This window comes from Massilia norwichensis (assembly GCF_024753245.1).
Taxonomy (GTDB): Bacteria; Pseudomonadota; Gammaproteobacteria; order Burkholderiales; family Burkholderiaceae_D; genus Telluria; species Telluria norwichensis.
In genome coordinates this window covers 24,039-41,508 of sequence record NZ_JANUGX010000024.1, presented here as the reverse complement: position 1 = coordinate 41,508, position 17,470 = coordinate 24,039, and the positions used below count along the sequence as shown (strand labels likewise).

General features: G+C 63.8%; 21 protein-coding genes. 20 read left to right on the top strand and 1 reads right to left on the bottom strand.

Going from position 1 to position 17,470, the window contains the following annotated elements; genetic code table 11:
- Positions 1 to 105 precede the first annotated feature (105 nt).
- Together NX782_RS18515 and NX782_RS18510 are read left to right on the top strand one after the other, a co-directional pair.
- A complete protein-coding gene (locus NX782_RS18515; protein ID WP_258846955.1) occupies positions 106 to 1,569 on the top strand; it encodes a glutamate synthase subunit beta in 1,464 nt (487 codons plus the stop codon).
- Between the two features lie 109 nt (positions 1,570 to 1,678).
- Positions 1,679 to 2,086 (top strand): hypothetical protein, encoded by a 408-nt coding sequence (locus tag NX782_RS18510; protein ID WP_258846954.1) that lies wholly within the window; start codon positions 1,679 to 1,681, stop codon positions 2,084 to 2,086.
- 43 nt (positions 2,087 to 2,129) lie between these two features.
- Here the strand turns inward: NX782_RS18510 and NX782_RS18505 are convergent, their stop codons facing one another.
- The gene (locus tag NX782_RS18505) at positions 2,130 to 2,804 is read right to left on the bottom strand and encodes a dienelactone hydrolase family protein (RefSeq protein WP_258847008.1); all 675 of its coding nucleotides are present in this window, start codon (positions 2,802 to 2,804) and stop codon (positions 2,130 to 2,132) included.
- A 369-nt stretch (positions 2,805 to 3,173) separates the two neighbouring features.
- Here NX782_RS18505 and NX782_RS18500 point away from each other — a divergent pair, with 369 nt between their 5' ends.
- The 18 genes from NX782_RS18500 (at position 3,174) to hisF (ending at position 17,467) form a co-directional block, all read left to right on the top strand.
- Positions 3,174 to 3,977, top strand: coding sequence for an ABC transporter ATP-binding protein (locus tag NX782_RS18500; RefSeq protein ID WP_258846953.1), 804 nt, complete (start codon positions 3,174 to 3,176; stop codon positions 3,975 to 3,977).
- Positions 3,974 to 4,756, top strand: a complete 783-nt coding sequence (mlaE, locus tag NX782_RS18495) for a lipid asymmetry maintenance ABC transporter permease subunit MlaE (protein ID WP_258846952.1) — start codon at positions 3,974 to 3,976, stop codon at positions 4,754 to 4,756. The genes NX782_RS18500 and mlaE overlap by 4 nt, the downstream gene beginning before the upstream one ends.
- Positions 4,757 to 4,809: 53 nt before the next feature.
- A complete protein-coding gene (gene mlaD, locus NX782_RS18490; protein WP_258846951.1) occupies positions 4,810 to 5,283 on the top strand; it encodes an outer membrane lipid asymmetry maintenance protein MlaD in 474 nt (157 codons plus the stop codon).
- Positions 5,280 to 6,158, top strand: coding sequence for an MlaA family lipoprotein (locus NX782_RS18485; protein WP_258846950.1), 879 nt, complete (start codon positions 5,280 to 5,282; stop codon positions 6,156 to 6,158). Before mlaD ends, NX782_RS18485 begins: the two co-directional genes overlap by 4 nt.
- Positions 6,159 to 6,211: 53 nt before the next feature.
- Complete coding sequence (locus NX782_RS18480; protein ID WP_258846949.1) at positions 6,212 to 6,862, top strand: MlaC/ttg2D family ABC transporter substrate-binding protein; 651 nt, start codon at positions 6,212 to 6,214, stop codon at positions 6,860 to 6,862.
- A 2-nt stretch (positions 6,863 to 6,864) separates the two neighbouring features.
- On the top strand, positions 6,865 to 7,140 hold the full coding sequence (locus tag NX782_RS18475; RefSeq protein ID WP_258846948.1) for an STAS domain-containing protein: 276 nt from the start codon (positions 6,865 to 6,867) through the stop codon (positions 7,138 to 7,140).
- 161 nt (positions 7,141 to 7,301) lie between these two features.
- Positions 7,302 to 8,255: an ABC transporter ATP-binding protein gene (locus tag NX782_RS18470; protein WP_258846947.1), complete on the top strand. Its 954-nt coding sequence runs from the start codon at positions 7,302 to 7,304 to the stop codon at positions 8,253 to 8,255.
- Positions 8,252 to 9,019: an ABC transporter permease gene (locus tag NX782_RS18465; RefSeq protein WP_258846946.1), complete on the top strand. Its 768-nt coding sequence runs from the start codon at positions 8,252 to 8,254 to the stop codon at positions 9,017 to 9,019. Before NX782_RS18470 ends, NX782_RS18465 begins: the two co-directional genes overlap by 4 nt.
- A gap of 19 nt (positions 9,020 to 9,038) precedes the next feature.
- Positions 9,039 to 9,275, top strand: coding sequence for a BolA family protein (locus NX782_RS18460; protein WP_258846945.1), 237 nt, complete (start codon positions 9,039 to 9,041; stop codon positions 9,273 to 9,275).
- Positions 9,276 to 9,280: 5 nt separating this feature from the next.
- On the top strand, positions 9,281 to 10,534 hold the full coding sequence (gene murA, locus NX782_RS18455; RefSeq protein WP_258846944.1) for a UDP-N-acetylglucosamine 1-carboxyvinyltransferase: 1,254 nt from the start codon (positions 9,281 to 9,283) through the stop codon (positions 10,532 to 10,534).
- On the top strand, positions 10,531 to 11,202 hold the full coding sequence (hisG, locus tag NX782_RS18450; RefSeq protein WP_258846943.1) for an ATP phosphoribosyltransferase: 672 nt from the start codon (positions 10,531 to 10,533) through the stop codon (positions 11,200 to 11,202). Before murA ends, hisG begins: the two co-directional genes overlap by 4 nt.
- Positions 11,203 to 11,206: 4 nt before the next feature.
- A complete protein-coding gene (gene hisD, locus NX782_RS18445) occupies positions 11,207 to 12,541 on the top strand; it encodes a histidinol dehydrogenase (protein WP_258846942.1) in 1,335 nt (444 codons plus the stop codon).
- On the top strand, positions 12,538 to 13,461 hold the full coding sequence (locus NX782_RS18440; protein WP_258846941.1) for a DNA-methyltransferase: 924 nt from the start codon (positions 12,538 to 12,540) through the stop codon (positions 13,459 to 13,461). Before hisD ends, NX782_RS18440 begins: the two co-directional genes overlap by 4 nt.
- Complete coding sequence (gene hisC, locus NX782_RS18435) at positions 13,458 to 14,546, top strand: histidinol-phosphate transaminase (RefSeq protein WP_258846940.1); 1,089 nt, start codon at positions 13,458 to 13,460, stop codon at positions 14,544 to 14,546. Before NX782_RS18440 ends, hisC begins: the two co-directional genes overlap by 4 nt.
- Entirely contained in the window at positions 14,546 to 15,136 is a 591-nt protein-coding gene (hisB, locus tag NX782_RS18430; RefSeq protein ID WP_258846939.1) for an imidazoleglycerol-phosphate dehydratase HisB, read from the top strand. The genes hisC and hisB overlap by 1 nt, the downstream gene beginning before the upstream one ends.
- 24 nt (positions 15,137 to 15,160) lie before the next feature.
- Positions 15,161 to 15,802, top strand: coding sequence for an imidazole glycerol phosphate synthase subunit HisH (gene hisH, locus NX782_RS18425; RefSeq protein ID WP_258846938.1), 642 nt, complete (start codon positions 15,161 to 15,163; stop codon positions 15,800 to 15,802).
- 13 nt (positions 15,803 to 15,815) lie between these two features.
- Entirely contained in the window at positions 15,816 to 16,592 is a 777-nt protein-coding gene (gene hisA / locus NX782_RS18420; protein WP_258846937.1) for a 1-(5-phosphoribosyl)-5-[(5-phosphoribosylamino)methylideneamino]imidazole-4-carboxamide isomerase, read from the top strand.
- A gap of 113 nt (positions 16,593 to 16,705) precedes the next feature.
- The gene (hisF, locus tag NX782_RS18415; protein WP_258846936.1) at positions 16,706 to 17,467 is read left to right on the top strand and encodes an imidazole glycerol phosphate synthase subunit HisF; all 762 of its coding nucleotides are present in this window, start codon (positions 16,706 to 16,708) and stop codon (positions 17,465 to 17,467) included.
- Positions 17,468 to 17,470: the final 3 nt, after the last annotated feature.

Sequence of the window (17,470 nt, the reverse complement as noted above, 5' to 3'; positions counted from 1 at the left end):
ACCCAAGTTTGCTTGAGCAGTCGAATCGCAAACAGAACTTGGACCCCCGCCTGCGCGGGGGCGACGGGAGCAAGCGCTCCCGACGGAACTGATAAGGAAAATATCGTGGGTAAAATCACCGGCTTCATGGAATTCCAGCGCCAGGAAGAAGACCACCTGGAACCCGCCGCACGCCTGAAGAACTACAAGGAATTCACGCTGACGCTCAGCAACGAGCAGGCCAAGGTGCAGGGCGCGCGCTGCATGGATTGCGGCATCCCCTTCTGCAATACGGGCTGCCCGGTCAACAACATGATCCCCGACTGGAATGACCTGGTCTATCACGGCAACTACCGCAACGCCGTCGAGAACCTGCACTCCACGAATAACTTCCCGGAGTTCACCGGCCGGATCTGCCCCGCACCCTGCGAGGCCGCCTGCACGCTGGGCATCAACGACGACCCGGTCGGCATCAAGTCGATCGAGCGCAAGATCGCCGATGCCGGCTGGGAGAACGGCTGGGTCGTGCCGCAACCGGCCGCCGCCAAAACGGGCAAGAAAGTCGCGATCGTCGGCTCGGGTCCTGCCGGCCTGGCCGCGGCCCAGCAGCTGGCGCGCGTCGGCCACGACGTGACGGTGTTCGAGAAGAGCGACCGCATCGGCGGCCTGCTGCGCTATGGCATCCCCGATTTCAAAATGGAGAAGGGCCTGATCGACCGCCGCGTCGAGCAGATGCAGGCCGAGGGCGTCACCTTCCGCACCAGCACCCTGATCGGCAAGGACTTCCCGACCACGGTCAGCAACATGGCGCGCGAAACCATCTTCCCGGAAGACCTGGCCAAGGAATACGACGCGATCGTGATGGCCGGCGGCGCCGAGCAGCCGCGCGACCTGCCGGTGCCCGGCCGCGACCTGAAGGGCGTGCACTTCGCAATGGACTTCCTGCCGCAGCAGAACCGCGTCAACGCCGGCGACAAAGTGAAAGACCAGATCAAGGCCACCGGCAAGCACGTGATCGTGATCGGCGGCGGCGACACCGGTTCCGACTGCGTCGGCACCTCGAACCGCCACGGCGCCGCATCGGTCACGCAGTTCGAACTGATGCCGATGCCGCCCGAGCACGAGAATAAGCCGCTGGTCTGGCCCTACTGGCCGACCAAGCTTCGCACCTCGTCCTCGCACGAAGAAGGCTGCGAGCGCGACTTCGCGGTGGCGACCAAGCGCTTCGAGGGCAAGGGCGGCAAGGTCGAGAAGGTGATCGCCTGCCGCGTCGAGTGGAAGGACGGGAAGATGATCGAAGTGCCGGACACCGAGTTCGAGCTGAAGGCCGACCTGGTGCTGCTGGCGATGGGTTTCGTGTCGCCGGTACAGCAGGTGCTGGACGCCTTCGACGTGCAGAAGGACGCACGCGGCAATGCGCGCGCCAGCGTCGACGGCGAGACCTCGTACCAGACTTCGGTGGCCAAGGTATTTGCCGCGGGCGACATGCGCCGCGGGCAGTCGCTGGTGGTGTGGGCGATTCGCGAAGGACGGCAGTGTGCGCGGGCGGTGGACGAGTTCCTGATGGGGTCGTCGGAGTTGCCGCGCTGATTGCGCGCATTGCGTTAAAGAGGGGCTTTCCCTTTTCAGCGGTCTGCGGGCCGCTTTTTTGTTTTAGGTTGGTACACTGCGCATTCAATCGGTCATCCCAACTGTCAATATGAAGCCTAGGTACCTTGTCGAGGCCGTCGGGCCATTAATCCCGAACCGGGGACGCACCGATTTATGTGACCTGTCCTTGGGATTTTCCGGTCTGCGTGTTGCAGTCGCTCTAGGCGAGGACGAGCGTGGGAATGACCAATTCCTCGAAATCGTGTTCACGGCACCAAGAGGATTCCGATACCTTGATGAAGGCGATTTGCTTCCCTATTGGAGCAGCCGGGCCTTTGACACATCGCGTTACGTCGTCTTCGAAATCAAAAGTGGGGGTTGGGCCGAGCAGGAAACGGCGCATGGCATGCTCAACGTAACTGCGGCATTCGGCGGTTTTAGAGAGTGGGTCATCGTCAGCTCGAACGCTTGTCTCAACGTCATTTCTACGGTCGAACCTCTAATTCGTTTTCTGTAATACGACAAGGAAGCCAGCCGAAGCCGCCCCAGGCATAGGCGACTCACTGCGCTGGACCACCCGAAGCACCCCGGCGCGCAAAACACCCGCCAAACCACACGCTCGCCAGCCGCGCCACCTCTTCCAGCGTCCCCGGTTCCTCGAACAAATGCGTCGCCCCAGGCACGATCGCCAGCTCGCGTGGACAGTGCAACTGCTCGAACGCCAGCCGGTTCAGTTCGATGACCCTGGTGTCTTCGCCGCCCACGATCAGCAGGGTCGGCGCGGTCACGCCGTGCAGGGCCGCCACGCCGGCGAGATCCGGTCGGCCGCCGCGCGAGACCACGGCGGCAATCGAAGGGTAGGGGCCGGCATGGCCGGGCGTCAGTTGACCAAGATAAGGCTCGCCCAGATGCGGCTCGCCCGCCAGGCGCAAGGCGGCCGCCGCGCCGGTGCTGGCGCCGAACAAGCCCAGCGGCAGCCCGATTGTCGCCGGCTCGCGCACCAGCCAGCGCGCGGCGCTGCGCAGGCGCAGGGTCAGCAGGGCGATGTCGAAGCGGGTGTCGGGGTGGGTTTCTTCGTCGGCGCTCAGTAAATCCAGCAGCAGGGTGCCGATGCCGGCTTCGCGCAGGATGCGGGCGACGTAATTATTGCGCGGGCTGAGCCGGCTGCTGCCGCTGCCGTGGGCAAACAGGACGATGCCCAGCGGTTCGTGCGGCAACTCCAGCATGCCTTCCATGCTGATGTTGTCGTGCTGGATGTGGATCAAGGCTTTGGCAGTCACGGTCGCCCCCACGTCGTTCGACCCATAATGCACCCAAAAATTCACGCTGTCGAACCACCCTGGTGCCGCGGAAATTTCAGCTCTTCAACAAAGCCTCAAGCTGTTGTTTCCATAAGGAATTTGTTAATGGAAATGAGCGTCGCGCAACAATGCTGCATATGCATATCTCATTTAAAACAAATACTTACGTAAAGAAAATATCTGACTCATTGTTCAGCAATGTTGTAATATCACGTCGATCCAGGCGTCCAAATTGGGCTGCCTCCAGCAGGGATTAACGTTTCTGCACTACAATACGAGATTCACCAAATACCAATATTCACTGTGTCCAACCTTGTCGAAATCCGCGATCTGCATTTTTCGTATGGAGATCGCCCCATCCTGTCGAATCTGAGCATGGATTTCCCACGCGGCAAATTGATTGCCGTGATGGGCGGTTCCGGCTCCGGCAAGACGACGGTGCTGCGCCTGATCGGCGGGCAGATCCGTCCCCAGCGCGGCACGGTCTCGGTGAACGGCGAAGTCGTCCACCGGCTCGACACGGAAAACCTGTACCGCCTGCGTCGCAAGATGGGCATGCTGTTCCAGTTCGGCGCGCTGTTTACCGACCTTACCGTCTTCGAGAACGTGGCTTTCCCGCTGCGCGAACACACGGAGCTGCCGGAAGAAGTGCTGCGCGACCTGGTGCTGATGCGCCTGAACGCCGTCGGCCTGCGCAACGCCGCCAAACTGAAGCCGAACGAGATCTCGGGCGGCATGGCGCGCCGCGTGGCGCTGGCGCGTGCGATTGCGCTCGATCCGGAACTGATCATGTATGACGAGCCCTTCGCCGGCCTGGACCCGATCTCGATGGGCGTCACCGCCAACCTGATCCGCAACCTGAACGACACGCTGGGCTCGACCTCGATCCTGGTCTCGCACGACGTGAACGAAACCTTCAGCATCGCCGACTACGTCTACTTCCTGTCCGGCGGCAAGATCGTTGCCCAGGGCACGCCGGCGGAAATGCGCGCTTCCAGCGACCCGTACGTCAAACAGTTCGTCAATGCCGAGCCCGACGGGCCCGTGCCCTTCCACTATCCAGGCAAATCGCTGGCCGAAGACCTGGGCCTGGGAGGCAAGCAATGATCGCGCGTTTTCTCGGCTTCATCGGCGCCTTCGTGCTCGATACCATCGCCCGCATCGGTTTTGTCACGCGCTCCTTCTTCAAGCTGCTGGGCCGGTTGCCCGGCGCGCTGAAGCGCCCGGCGCTGATCTCGGAACAGATCCATTTCATCGGCAACTACTCGCTCTTGATCATCGTCGTGTCCGGCCTGTTCGTCGGCATGGTGCTGGGCCTGCAGGGCTATTACACGCTGAGCCAGTTCGGCGCCGACGAAAAACTCGGCCAGCTGGTGGCGCTGTCGCTGCTGCGCGAACTCGGCCCGGTCGTGACGGCCCTGCTGTTCGCGGGCCGCGCCGGTACCTCGCTGACCGCGGAAATCGGCCTGATGAAAGCCGGCGAGCAGCTGTCGGCGATGGAAATGATGGCCGTGAACCCGGTGCAGCGCGTGCTGGCGCCGCGCTTCTGGGGTGGCATGATTGCGATGCCGGTGCTGGCCACCATCTTCTCGGCGATCGGCGTGATCGGCGGTTACCTGGTCGGCGTGCAGCTGATCGGCGTGGACGAAGGCGCGTTCTGGTCGCAGATGCAGGGCAATATCGACGTGCGCCGCGACATCCTGAACGGCGTGCTGAAGAGCTTCGTGTTCGGTATCGCCGTCACCTTTACGGCCCTGTTCCAGGGTTACGAAGCGCAGCCGACGCCGGAAGGCGTGTCGCGCGCGACGACCCGTACTGTCGTGATCGCTTCGCTGATGGTCCTTGCTCTGGACTTCATCATGACCGCACTCATGTTCAATAAGTAATCAAGTAATTAGAACTTTGGCTGATTAATCGCCGCTATATATTAGGAAATCTTATGCATCGCAAAACTATTGACGTTTGGGTCGGACTTTTCGTGCTGTTGGGTGCGGTATCGCTCCTTTTTCTCGCACTTAAGGCAGGTAACATGAGCACGATCTCATTTACCAAGACGTACGCGATCGTCGGCAAGTTCGACAACATCGGTGGCTTGAAGCCACAGTCGGCGGTCAAGAGCGCGGGCGTGGTGGTGGGCCGTGTCGGCGATATCAGCTTCGACGACAAGACCTTCGCCGCCATGGTGCGTCTGGACATGAATCCGGCTTACAAGTTTCCGAAAGACAGCTCGCTGAAGATCCTGACCTCCGGCCTGCTGGGCGAACAATACGTCGGCATCGAAGCCGGCGGCGATACCAACAACCTGGCCGATGGCGACCGCATCACCCGCACGCAATCGGCGGCGGTGCTGGAAGACCTGATCAACCAGTTTATCTATAGCAAAGCTGCAGAAGGAAAGGACGGCGATAAATGACCCTTCGTAATTCACTGGTATTGGCGGCGGGCGCTGCTGTGCTGCTGAGCGGTTGTGCGAGCACCGTCACCAATCCGCGTGATCCGTTCGAGAAATTCAACCGGGCAGTCTTCAGCTTCAACGACGCGGTCGACCGCACCGCGCTGAAACCGGCCGCCACCGCCTACAAGAACGTGACCCCGGACTTCGTGCAGACCGGCGTGAACAACTTCTTCGGCAACCTGTCGGACCTGTGGAGCTCGGTCAACAATTTTGCCCAGCTCAAGGGCCAGGACGGCCTGAACGACTTCACCCGCTTTGCCGTGAACTCGACCCTCGGCCTGGCCGGCGTGCTCGATATCGCGACCCCGGCTGGCCTCCGCAAGCACAACGAAGACCTGGGCCAGACCCTGGGTTATTGGGGCGTGCCGTCCGGTCCCTACTTGATGTTGCCGCTGTTGGGCCCATCTACGGTACGTGACACCGCGGCCCTGCCGGGCGACTTCTGGGGCGACCCGTGGGACCATGTGAACGACATCCCGTGGCGTAACAGCGGCATCGCGCTGCGCGCCGTCGACCAGCGCGCCAGCGTGCTGGATGCCTCGAACCTGCTGGAGGACGCTGCCCTCGACCGCTACGAATTCATCCGCGACGGTTACCTGCAGCGCCGCAGCAGCAAGGTTCTGGACACCGACAAGGCGCAGGTCCGCGCCGAGAAGGTCCAGGAGCGCATCGACAAGGTGCAGGAGCGGGTGCAGGAAAAGCTGGGCGTCAAGAAGGCGGAAACGCCGGGCGACGACGGCGCCCCTGCCGACGCTGCCCCGGCACAGAACAATTCGGCGCCGAATAATCCGCCGGTGCCGGCACCGGTGTCATCCGAACCGGTGCAAAAGTAGTTAACGGGATACACATTGGAGGCGCAGAGCCTCGACCAAGATAAAGGAAGCGTATGAAGCCCATCGCACAACTGATCGTGACCGCCGCCGTGGCGGCCTTTTCCACCAGCGTGATCGCTGCCCCGGCTGCGGCCACCAACGAAGCGCCGGACGTGCTGGTCAAGCGCGTCAGCACCGACGTGATCGACTCGGTCAAGTCCGACAAGGACATCCAGGCCGGCAACAGCCGCAAGATCATCGACCTGGTGAACACCAAGATCCTGCCGTATGTCGACTCCGACAAGATGACCGCGCAGGCGGCCGGCCGCTTCTGGCGCCAGGCAAGCCCGGAGCAGCAGAAGCAGCTGTCGGCGGAATTCCGCGACCTGCTGATCTACACCTACGCCGGCGCGCTCGCCCAGATCAAGAACGAAACCGTCGAGTTCAAGCCCTTCCGCGCCGACCCGGCCGACACCGACGTCGAGGTGAAGTCCCAGGTCAACCTGACCCGCGGCGAGCCGATCACCCTGAACTACCGCCTGAGCAAGGGCGCGCAGGGCTGGAAGATCTACGACCTGAACGTGATGGGCGCCTGGCTGGTCCAGACCTACCAGTCGACCTTCGCCTCCGAAATCAGCAAGGGCGGCGTCGATGGCCTGATCAAGAAGCTGCACGATCGTAACCAGCAGCTGGCCAACAAGCCGCTGAAGTCCCCGCAGAAGTAAGCATGGCCGAGTCCAATCCCATGCTCTCGCTGGATGCCCTGACCTTCCAGAACGCCCAGGCGGCGCTGGAGCAGGGCTGCGCCGCCTTGAGCGCCGGCGAGACCGTGTTCGACCTCGGCGGCGTACGTGCCGCCGATTCCTCGGCCCTGGCCCTGATGCTGGCGTGGCAGCGCCGCGCCCAGGGCCACGGCCGCAAGCTTACCTTCATCAATGTGCCGGCCAACGTCGATGCGCTGGCACGTCTGTATGGCGTCGATGGCCTGATCGGCCGCGCGTAATTGCCAGGGTGCGTGGGCACGGGGTGCCCACCCTACGACCGATCGCTCAATGTAGGGTGGGTGCCCCGCGCCCACGGGCCATCGCCGACCCGTCATGACGATTTCTTCTATAATGGCTCGTTTCCCCTGCACGGTCCGCCATCCCGGCGCGCCCCTATCGCATGACAGCAGCCATCCAGATTGACAGCGTCGAGAAAAGCTACAAAGGCTTCAAGGCCTTGAAGGGCGTTTCACTGACCATCGAACAAGGCGAGTTCTTCGGCCTGCTCGGCCCGAACGGCGCCGGCAAGACCACCCTCATCTCCTGCATCGCCGGTTTGATCCGGCCGGACGTCGGCAGCGTGCGCATCCACGGCCACGACGTGGTCAAGGATTTTCGCTCCGCGCGCATGGCGCTCGGCGTGGTGCCGCAGGAACTGGTGTTCGATCCCTTCTTCACGGTGCGCGAGACGCTGCGCCTGCAGTCCGGCTACTTCGGCCTGAAGAACAACGACAAGTGGATCGACGAGGTCATGGAAAACCTCGACCTTACGCCTAAGGCCGACGTCAACATGCGCGCCCTGTCCGGCGGCATGAAGCGGCGCGTGCTGGTGGCCCAGGCCCTGGTCCATAAACCGCCCGTGATCGTGCTGGACGAACCGACCGCCGGCGTCGACGTCGAACTGCGCCAGACCCTGTGGAAGTTCATCTCGCGCCTGAACCGCGAAGGGCACACCGTGGTGCTCACCACCCACTATCTCGAAGAAGCGCAGGCGATGTGCCAGCGCGTGGCCATGCTCAAGACCGGCAACGTGGTCGCGCTGGACACCATGTCGCAGCTGCTGCGCCGGGTGTCGGGTTCTTCGCTGATCGTGCACCTGAAGCAGGGCGCGCTGCCGGAAGGCCTGCGCCACCTGGTCGCGCACGACGAACACGACGACGCCTCCAAGCCGAATGGCCATGGCAACAAATACACCCTGCGCGTGAACGAGTACGGCGAAGTGGAGCACATCCTCGCGCGCCTGCGCGAATCGGGCGCCCAGATCGACGAAATGCAGCTGCAGCAGGCCGACCTGGAAGACATTTTTATCCAGATCATGGAAGGCGAATCTCAAGCCGGAGTCTCGATTCGATGAATTTCTTTTCCGTGGGTTTCAAGACCCTGTTCTATAAAGAGATCCTGCGCTTCTGGAAGGTCGCCACCCAGACCATCGCCGCGCCGATCGTCACCTCGATGCTCTACCTGCTGATCTTCGGCCACGTGCTCGAAGGCCGCGTGCAGATGCTCGAAGGCGTCGACTACACCGCCTTCCTGATCCCGGGCCTGGTGATGATGAGCGTGCTGCAGAACGCCTTCGCCAATTCCTCGTCCTCGCTGATCCAGTCGAAAATTACCGGCAACCTGGTGTTCATCCTGCTGCCGCCGCTGTCGCACTGGGAGATCCTGTCGGCCTACGTGACCGCGTCGATCGTGCGCGGCCTGTGCGTGGGCGCGGGCGTGTTCGTCATCACCGCCTGGTTCGCGCACCTGTCGTTCACCTTCCCGCTGTGGATCATCGTGTTCGCGCTGCTGGGCGCGGCGATCCTGGGTGCGATGGGCGTGATCGCCGGTATCTGGGCCGAGAAGTTCGACCAGCTGGCCGCGTTCCAGAACTTCCTGATCATGCCTGCAACATTTTTGGCCGGCGTGTTCTATTCGATTAAGAAACTGCCGCCGTTCTGGCTGGCAGTCTCGCATTTCAACCCGTTCTTTTATATGATTGACGGGTTCCGTTACGGTTTCTTCGGCAAGTCGGACGTCTCGCCCTGGACCAGCCTGGCCATCGTCGCCGTGTTCTTCGTGGTGCTGGCAGGCGTCGCCATCAATATGCTCCGCCGCGGCTACAAGCTGCGTCACTAAGATTTATTCAGAATTCATCATGGCTACCACACCTGAACTCATCCACGGCTACATCAAGGCCGGCCTCGAGACCACCCACCTCGAAGTGGAAGGCGACGGCCAGCACTTCAGCGCCGTCATCGTCTCGCCCGCGTTTGCGGGTAAAAGCCGCATCCAGCGCCACCAGATCGTCTACGCCGCGCTCGGCGATCGCATGCGCGAAGAGATCCACGCGCTGTCGATGAAGACCCTGACCCCCGACGAGTACCAAGGATAACCAGCATGGACAAGCTCCAGATCACCGGCGGCAAGCGCCTGAACGGCGACATCGTCATCTCCGGCGCCAAGAACGCCGCGCTGCCCATCCTGTGCGCCGGCCTGCTCACCGGCGGCGACCTCGAACTGTCGAACGTACCGCGCCTGCACGACGTGCGCACCATGCTCAAGCTGCTGGCGCAGACCGGTTTGAAGGTTACCCAGGACGACGAAAACGTCACCCTGAACGGCGCCGACATCAGCAGCCTCGAAGCGCCATATGAGCTGGTGAAGACCATGCGCGCCTCGATCCTGGTGCTGGGCCCGATGCTGGCGCGCTTCGGCGAAGCCAAGGTTTCGCTGCCGGGCGGCTGCGCGATCGGCTCGCGTCCGGTCGACCAGCACATCAAGGGCCTGCGCGCGATGGGCGCCGAGATCACGATCGAAGGCGGCTACATCCACGCCAAGTGCCCGAAGCTGCAGGGCGCGCGCATCCTGACCGACATGATCACCGTGACCGGTACCGAGAACCTCTTGATGGCGGCGGTGCTGGCCGAAGGCGAGACCGTGCTGGAAAACGCCGCGCGCGAGCCGGAAGTGACGGACCTGGCCAACATGCTGGTGGCGATGGGCGCGAAGATCGACGGCATCGGCACCGACCGCCTGGTGATCCAGGGCGTGAACGAACTGCACGGCACCAGGCACGCGGTGATTTCGGACCGCATCGAAGCCGCGACCTTCCTGTGCGCGGTGGCGGCCACCGGCGGCGACATCCGCATCGTCAACACCCGCACCGACATCTTCGACGTCGCGCTCGATAAACTGCGCGAGATGGGCGTGCAGCTCACCGTCGAAGGCGACAGCATCCGTGCGCGCATGGATGGCCGTCCGCATCCGGTGTCCTTCCGCACCACCGAATACCCGGGCTTCCCGACTGACATGCAGGCCCAGTTCATGGCCGTGAACACGATCGCCGACGGCCCGAGCCGCGTGACCGAGACCATCTTCGAGAACCGCTTCATGCACGTGCAGGAGCTGAACCGTCTGGGCGCGCAGATCTCGACCGAGGGCAACACCGCCTTCATGCGCGGCGTCGAACGCCTGGTCGGCGCGCCGGTGATGGCGACCGACCTGCGCGCGTCGGCCTCGCTGGTCATCGCCGGCCTGGCCGCCGAGGGCACCACCATCGTCGACCGCATCTACCACCTGGACCGCGGCTACGACCGCATGGAAGCCAAGCTGTCGGCGGTGGGCGCCGACATCGTTCGCATCAAATCATGAGCAAACCAACGCGGGATGACTCCCAGCTGATCCTGGCCCTGTCCAAGGGCCGCATTTTTGAAGACACGCTGCCGCTGCTGGCCGCGGCCGGCATCGAGGTCACGGAAAATCCGGAAACCTCGCGCAAGCTGATCCTCGCCACCAACGACCCGAATGTGCGCGTGCTGATCGTGCGCGCGACCGACGTGCCGACCTATGTCCAGTACGGCGCCGCCGACTTCGGCGTGGCCGGCAAGGACGTGCTGCTCGAGCATGGCGGCGAAGGCCTGTACCAGCCGGTCGACCTGCGCATCGCCTGCTGCCGCATGTCGGTGGCGGTGAATGCCGGCTTCGACTACGAGACCGCGGTGCGCCAGGGCGCGCGCCTGCGCGTCGCGACCAAGTTCGTGAACACCGCGCGCGAGCACTTCGCCAAGAAGGGCGTGCACGTCGACCTGATCAAACTGTACGGTTCGATGGAACTGGCGCCGCTGGTCGGCCTGTCGGATGCCATCGTCGACGTGGTCTCGACCGGCGGCACGCTGCGCGCCAACAATCTGGTCGAAGTCGAGAAGATCATGGAGATCTCATCGCGCCTGGTGGTCAACCAGGCTGCGCTCAAGCTCAAGCGCGAGCGCCTGCAACCCATCATCGAGGCCTTCGAACGCGCCTCGAAACAGCAAGGCTAAAGCAATGACAAGGAATGTAGAACTGCGGGTCCGCAAACTCGATTCCACCGCCGCCGATTTCAAGCAGCAGCTCACCAGGCTGCTGGCCTTCGAAGCGGAGACCGACGACGCCATCGAGTCCGCCGTCGCCAGGATCCTCGCCGACGTCAAGGCGCGCGGCGATGCGGCCGTGCTCGAGTACACCAACAAATTCGACCGCATCCCGAACGGCGCCACCAGCATGGCCGCCTTCGACCTCGGCCAGGACGAGCTGCAGGCCGCCCTGGCGGCACTGCCGGCCGCCCAGCGCGCCGCGCTGCAGACCGCCGCCGACCGCATCCGCGTGTTCCACGAGCGCCAGAAGCAGGAGCTGAACGGTTTTACTTACACGGAGCCTGATGGCACCGTGCTCGGCCAGCGTGTGACGCCGCTGGACCGCGTCGGCATCTACGTCCCGGGCGGCAAGGCCGCGTATCCGTCGTCGGTGCTGATGAATGCGATTCCTGCTAGGGTCGCCGGCGTGAAAGACATCGTGATGGTGGTGCCGACCCCGGACGGCGTCAAAAACCAGATGGTGCTGGCCGCCGCCGCGATTGCCGGCGTGACCCGCGTGATCACCATCGGCGGCGCCCAGGCCGTGGCCGCGCTGGCCTACGGCACCGAGATCATCCCGGCGGTCGACAAGATCGTCGGCCCGGGTAACGCCTATGTGGCCGCCGCCAAGCGCCGCGTGTTCGGCACGGTCGGCATCGACATGATCGCCGGTCCGTCCGAAATCCTGGTGCTGTGCGACGGTACCACCGATCCGGACTGGGTCGCGATGGACCTGTTCTCGCAGGCCGAGCACGACGAGCTGGCCCAGGCCATTCTGCTGTGCCCGGACGCCGACTACATCGCCCAGGTCGAGGCCAGCATCCACAAGCTGCTGCCGACCATGCCGCGCAAGGACACGATCACGACCTCGATGACGGACCGTGGCGCGCTGATCAAGGTGCGCGATATGGAAGAGGCCTGCGAGATCGCCAACGACATCGCCGCCGAGCACCTGGAAATCTCGGCTGCCGAGCCGCAGCAGTGGGCCGACCGCATCCGCCACGCCGGCGCGATGTTCCTGGGCCGCTTCTCGTCGGAGTCGCTGGGCGATTACTGCTGCGGCCCGAACCACGTGCTGCCGACTTCGCGCACGGCGCGCTTCTCGTCGCCGCTGGGCGTGTACGACTTCCAGAAGCGCTCTTCGGTCCTGTTCGTGTCCGAAGCCGGCGCGCAAACGCTGGGCAAGGTCGCGGCCGAGCTGGCGTACGGCGAGGGTTTGCAGGCGCATGCCCGCAGCGCAGAACTACGGATCCAAGAAAAGTCATGACGGGCTGGGTCGACCAGGTCTTCTGCGAGGATGCGCTGGAGGGGATGGCGCGCATTCCGGATGGGGCCATCGACCTGATCCTCACCGACCCGCCCTACAACCTCGGCAAGGACTACGGCAACGCCTCCGACCAGCAGAGCGTGGACAATTACCTGGCCTGGACCGAGCGCTGGATCGACATCGCGCTGCCGAAGCTGAAACCGAACGGCAGCCTGTACATCTTCCTGACCTGGCGCTTCGCGCCGGAGATCTTCGTCATGCTCAAAAAGCGCCTGACGATGATGAACGAGATCATCTGGGACCGCCGCGTGCCCTCGATGGGCGGCAGCACCCGCAGCTTCAGCTCGGTGCACGACACGATCGGCTTCTTCGTGAAGCGCAAGGATTATTATTTCGACCTGGACGCCGTGCGCATTCCGTACGACGCCGCGACCAAGAAGGCACGCTCGCGCTCGATCTTCATCGGCGCCAAGTGGCTGGAGGTCGGCTACAACCCGAAGGATTTGTGGAGCGTGTCGCGTCTGCACCGCGAGCATGCCGAGCGCGTCGACCATCCGACCCAGAAGCCGCTCGAGATCATCGAGCGCATGCTGAAGGCCTCGTGTCCGGCGGGCGGCGTGGTGCTCGATCCCTTCATGGGCAGCGGCACCACGGCACTGGCGGCGCGCAAGCTGGGCCGGCATTTCGTCGGCTTCGAGCTGAACCCGGCGTATTGCGAGATCATCCAGCAGCGCTTGGCGCAACCCGAGCCGCCGGTAAAGAAAAAGGCCGCTAGCGTGCGCAAAAAGGACAAAGCTGAAACCGTCATTCCCGCGAAAGCGGGAATCCATGCTGAGCGCGACAGCAAGCGCAGCATGGGTCCCCGCTTCCGCGAGGACGACGGTGTTATTGACGACATCACCGAAGAAAGCACACCATGACCGACATCGACACCCTCATCGCCAACACGATCCGCGAAGACGTCCGTGCCGGCCATATCTACAACGTGCCCGACGCCAGTGGCTACATCAAGCTCGACGCGATGGAAAACCCGTACGAGCTGCCGGACCCGCTGCGCCAGGAACTGGCCACGCGCCTGGCCGAGGCCGTGCTGAACCGCTATCCGGTGGCCTCGTACGCCACCCTCAAGCAGAAGATCTGCGACAAGCTCGGCGTACCGAACGGCTACGACGTCATCCTCGGCAACGGCTCGGACGAGATCATCAGCATCATCGCCACCGCCACCGCGCGCCAGGACAAGCGTGCGGTCCTGATGGCGCCGAGCCCGGCCTTCGTCATGTTCCAGCGCTCGGCCCAGTTTGCCGGCATGGATTACGTCGGCGTGCCTTTGAAAGCCGACTTTTCGCTCGACCGCGCGGCGATGCTGGCGGCGATCGAACAGCACAAGCCGGCGGTGGTGTTCCTGGCTTACCCGAACAACCCGACCGGCAACCTCTACGATGAAGACGACATGATCGCCATCATCGAGGCGCTGGGCGAGACCGGCATCGCCGTGGTCGACGAGGCCTATCAGCCCTTCGCCCGCACCAGCTTCATGGACCGCCTGCCGCAATACCCGAACCTGATGGTGATGCGCACGCTGTCGAAGCTGGGCCTGGCCGGCATCCGCCTCGGCTACCTGGCCGCGGCGCCGGCGCTGCTGGCGCAGTTCGACAAGGTGCGTCCGCCCTACAATGTCAACGTGCTGACCCAGGTGGCGGCCGAGTTCGCGCTCGACCACGTCGCCGTGCTCGACGAGCAGGCGGCAAAGCTGAACGAAGCGCGCGGCGAACTGGCTGCCGCGCTGGCGGCGCTGCCGGGCGTGACCGTGTTCCCGTCGAGCGCGAATTTCATTACCCTGCGCGTACCGGACGCCGAGCGCACCTGCGCTAAACTGTTCGCCGAACGGGTACTGATTAAAAATTTGAGTAAAATGCATGTATTGCTGGCCAACTGCATCCGCGTGACGGTCAGCACCCCGGAAGAGAATTCCGTATTCCTGAATGCCCTGAAGGCTTCCCTGTAATGACCCGCACCGCAGAAATCACCCGCAACACCAGCGAGACGCAAATCCGCGTCGCGCTGAACCTCGACGGCACCGGCCGCCAGAAGCTCAACACCGGCGTGCCCTTCCTCGACCATATGCTGGACCAGATCGCCCGCCATGGCCTGATCGACCTCGAAGTCGAAGCCGTCGGCGACCTGCACATCGACGACCACCATACCGTCGAGGACACCGGCATCACGCTGGGCATGGCGGTCGCCAAGGCGATCGGCGACAAGAAGGGGATCCGCCGCTATGGCCATGCCTACGTGCCGCTGGACGAGGCGCTGTCGCGCGTGGTGATCGACTTTTCCGGCCGTCCGGGCCTGGAATGGCATGTGCCGTTCACCCGCGCCACCATCGGCAAGTTCGACGTCGACCTCACCATCGAGTTCTTCCGCGGCTTCGTCAACCACGCCGGCGTGACCCTGCACGTGGACAACCTGCGCGGCGTGAACGCCCACCACCAGTGCGAGACCGTGTTCAAGGCCTTCGGCCGCGCGCTGCGCATGGCGTCCGAGCTCGACGAGCGCGCGCTCGGCACGATCCCTTCCACCAAGGGCAGCCTGTAATCGGGATCACTGAGCGACATCACTATGGCAAACAAGATTGTTGTGGTCGACGGTTTGGGCAACCTGCGCTCGGTGGCGCAGGCGCTGCGCGCCGCCGTCCCTGAAGCCGAGATCGTCGTGTCCAGCCAGGCCGCCGACATCGATGCGGCCGACCGCGTCGTGCTGCCGGGGCAGGGCGCGATGCGCGACTGCATGCGCGGCCTGCGCGAATCCGGCGCCGAAGACGCGGTGCTGCGCGCCATGAAGACCCGTCCGGTGATGGGCGTGTGCGTGGGCGAGCAGATGCTGTTCGACATGAGCGAGGAAAACGAGGGCACGCCGGGCCTGGGCCTGCTGCCTGGTCGCGTCGTGCGCTTCCAGCTGGACGGCAAGACGCAGGCCGACGGCTCGCGCTTCAAGGTCCCGCAGATGGGCTGGAACCGCGTGCGCCAGGTGCGCGCGCACCCGCTGTGGGAAGGCGTCGAGGACGGCGCCTGGTTCTATTTCGTGCACAGCTATTACGCCCAGCCCGAAAACCCCGCCGACACCATCGGCGAGGCCGACTACGGCGGCGCCTACTGCTGCGCAGTCGCGCGCGATAACATCGTCGCCACCCAGTTTCACCCCGAGAAGAGTGCAGACGCCGGCCTGCGCCTGTACCGCAATTTCATCCACTGGAATCCTTAACCTTTTTACGACCATGCTGCTGATCCCCGCCATCGACCTGAAAGACGGTCACTGCGTTCGCCTGAAACAGGGCGATATGGACCTCGCCACCGTGTTCTCCGAAGATCCCGCCGAGATGGCGCTGCACTGGCTCAAGAAGGGCGCGCGCCGCCTGCACCTGGTCGACCTGAACGGCGCATTCGCGGGCAAGCCGAAGAACGAAGCTGCCATCAAATCGATCATTCAGGTGGTGCAGGAATACGCCGTCGAGAATGACCTGGACGAGATCCCGGTCCAGCTCGGCGGCGGCATCCGCGACCTCGACACCATCGAGCGCTACCTGGACGACGGCATCACCTACATCATCGTCGGCACCGCCGCGGTGAAGAACCCGGGCTTCCTGCACGACGCCTGCGGCGCCTTCCCGGGTTCCATCATCGTCGGCCTGGACGCCAAGGACGGTAAAGTCGCGACCGACGGCTGGAGCAAGATGTCGGGCCACGAAGTCATCGACCTGGCACAGAAATTCGAAGGCTACGGCGTCGAGTCGATCATCTACACCGACATCGGCCGCGACGGCATGATGGGCGGCGTGAACATCGAAGCGACCGTGCGCCTGGCGCAAGCCGTCAAGATCCCGGTCATCGCTTCCGGCGGCCTGCACAACCTGGCCGACGTCGAAGCGCTGTGCGCGGTGCAGGACGAAGGCATCGAGGGCGTGATCTGCGGCCGCTCGATTTACGAAGGCACGCTCGACCTGGCAGCTGCGCAGGAGCGCGCCGACGAGCTGACCGAGGGCGCACAAGCCTGATATACCCAAACGTCATTCCCGCGCAGGCGGGAATCCAAGCTTGCATGAGCAATCGAAACGCATACAAACTTGGGTTCCCGCCTCCGCGGGAACGACGAGCCGATACTTAAATTATGCTCGCAAAACGCATCATCCCCTGCCTCGACGTCACCGGCGGCCGCGTGGTCAAGGGCGTCAATTTCACCGAGTTGCGCGATGCCGGCGACCCGGTCGAGATCGCACGCCGCTACGATGGCCAGGGCGCCGACGAGATCACCTTCCTCGACATCACCGCCTCGAGCGACGGCCGCGACCTGATCCTGCCGATCATCGAAGCGGTCGCGTCCACCGTGTTCATTCCGCTCACCGTCGGTGGCGGCGTGCGCAAGGTCGAGGACGTGCGCCGTCTGCTGAACGCCGGCGCCGATAAAGTGTCGATGAATACCTCGGCGGTCACCAACCCGCAACTGGTGTTCGACGCCTCGCAGAAGCACGGCTCGCAATGCATCGTGGTGGCGATCGACGCCAAGCAGGTCGCGCCCGGCAAGTGGGAAGTGTTCACCCATGGCGGCCGCAACCCGACCGGCCTCGACGCCGTCGAGTGGGCCCGTAAAATGGAAAGCCTGGGCGCCGGCGAACTGCTGTTGACCAGCATGGACCGCGACGGCACCCGGTGCGGCTTCGACCTGGGCCTGACGCGCGCCGTCTCGGACGCGGTCGGCATTCCCGTGATCGCTTCCGGGGGCGTCGGCAGCCTGCAATGCCTGGCGGACGGCGTCCTCGAGGGCCACGCCGACGCGGTACTGGCCGCCAGCATCTTCCACTACGGGCAGCACACGGTCGGCGAAGCCAAGCGCTTCATGCAGGAACGCGGCATCCCGATGCGATTGGACTGAACT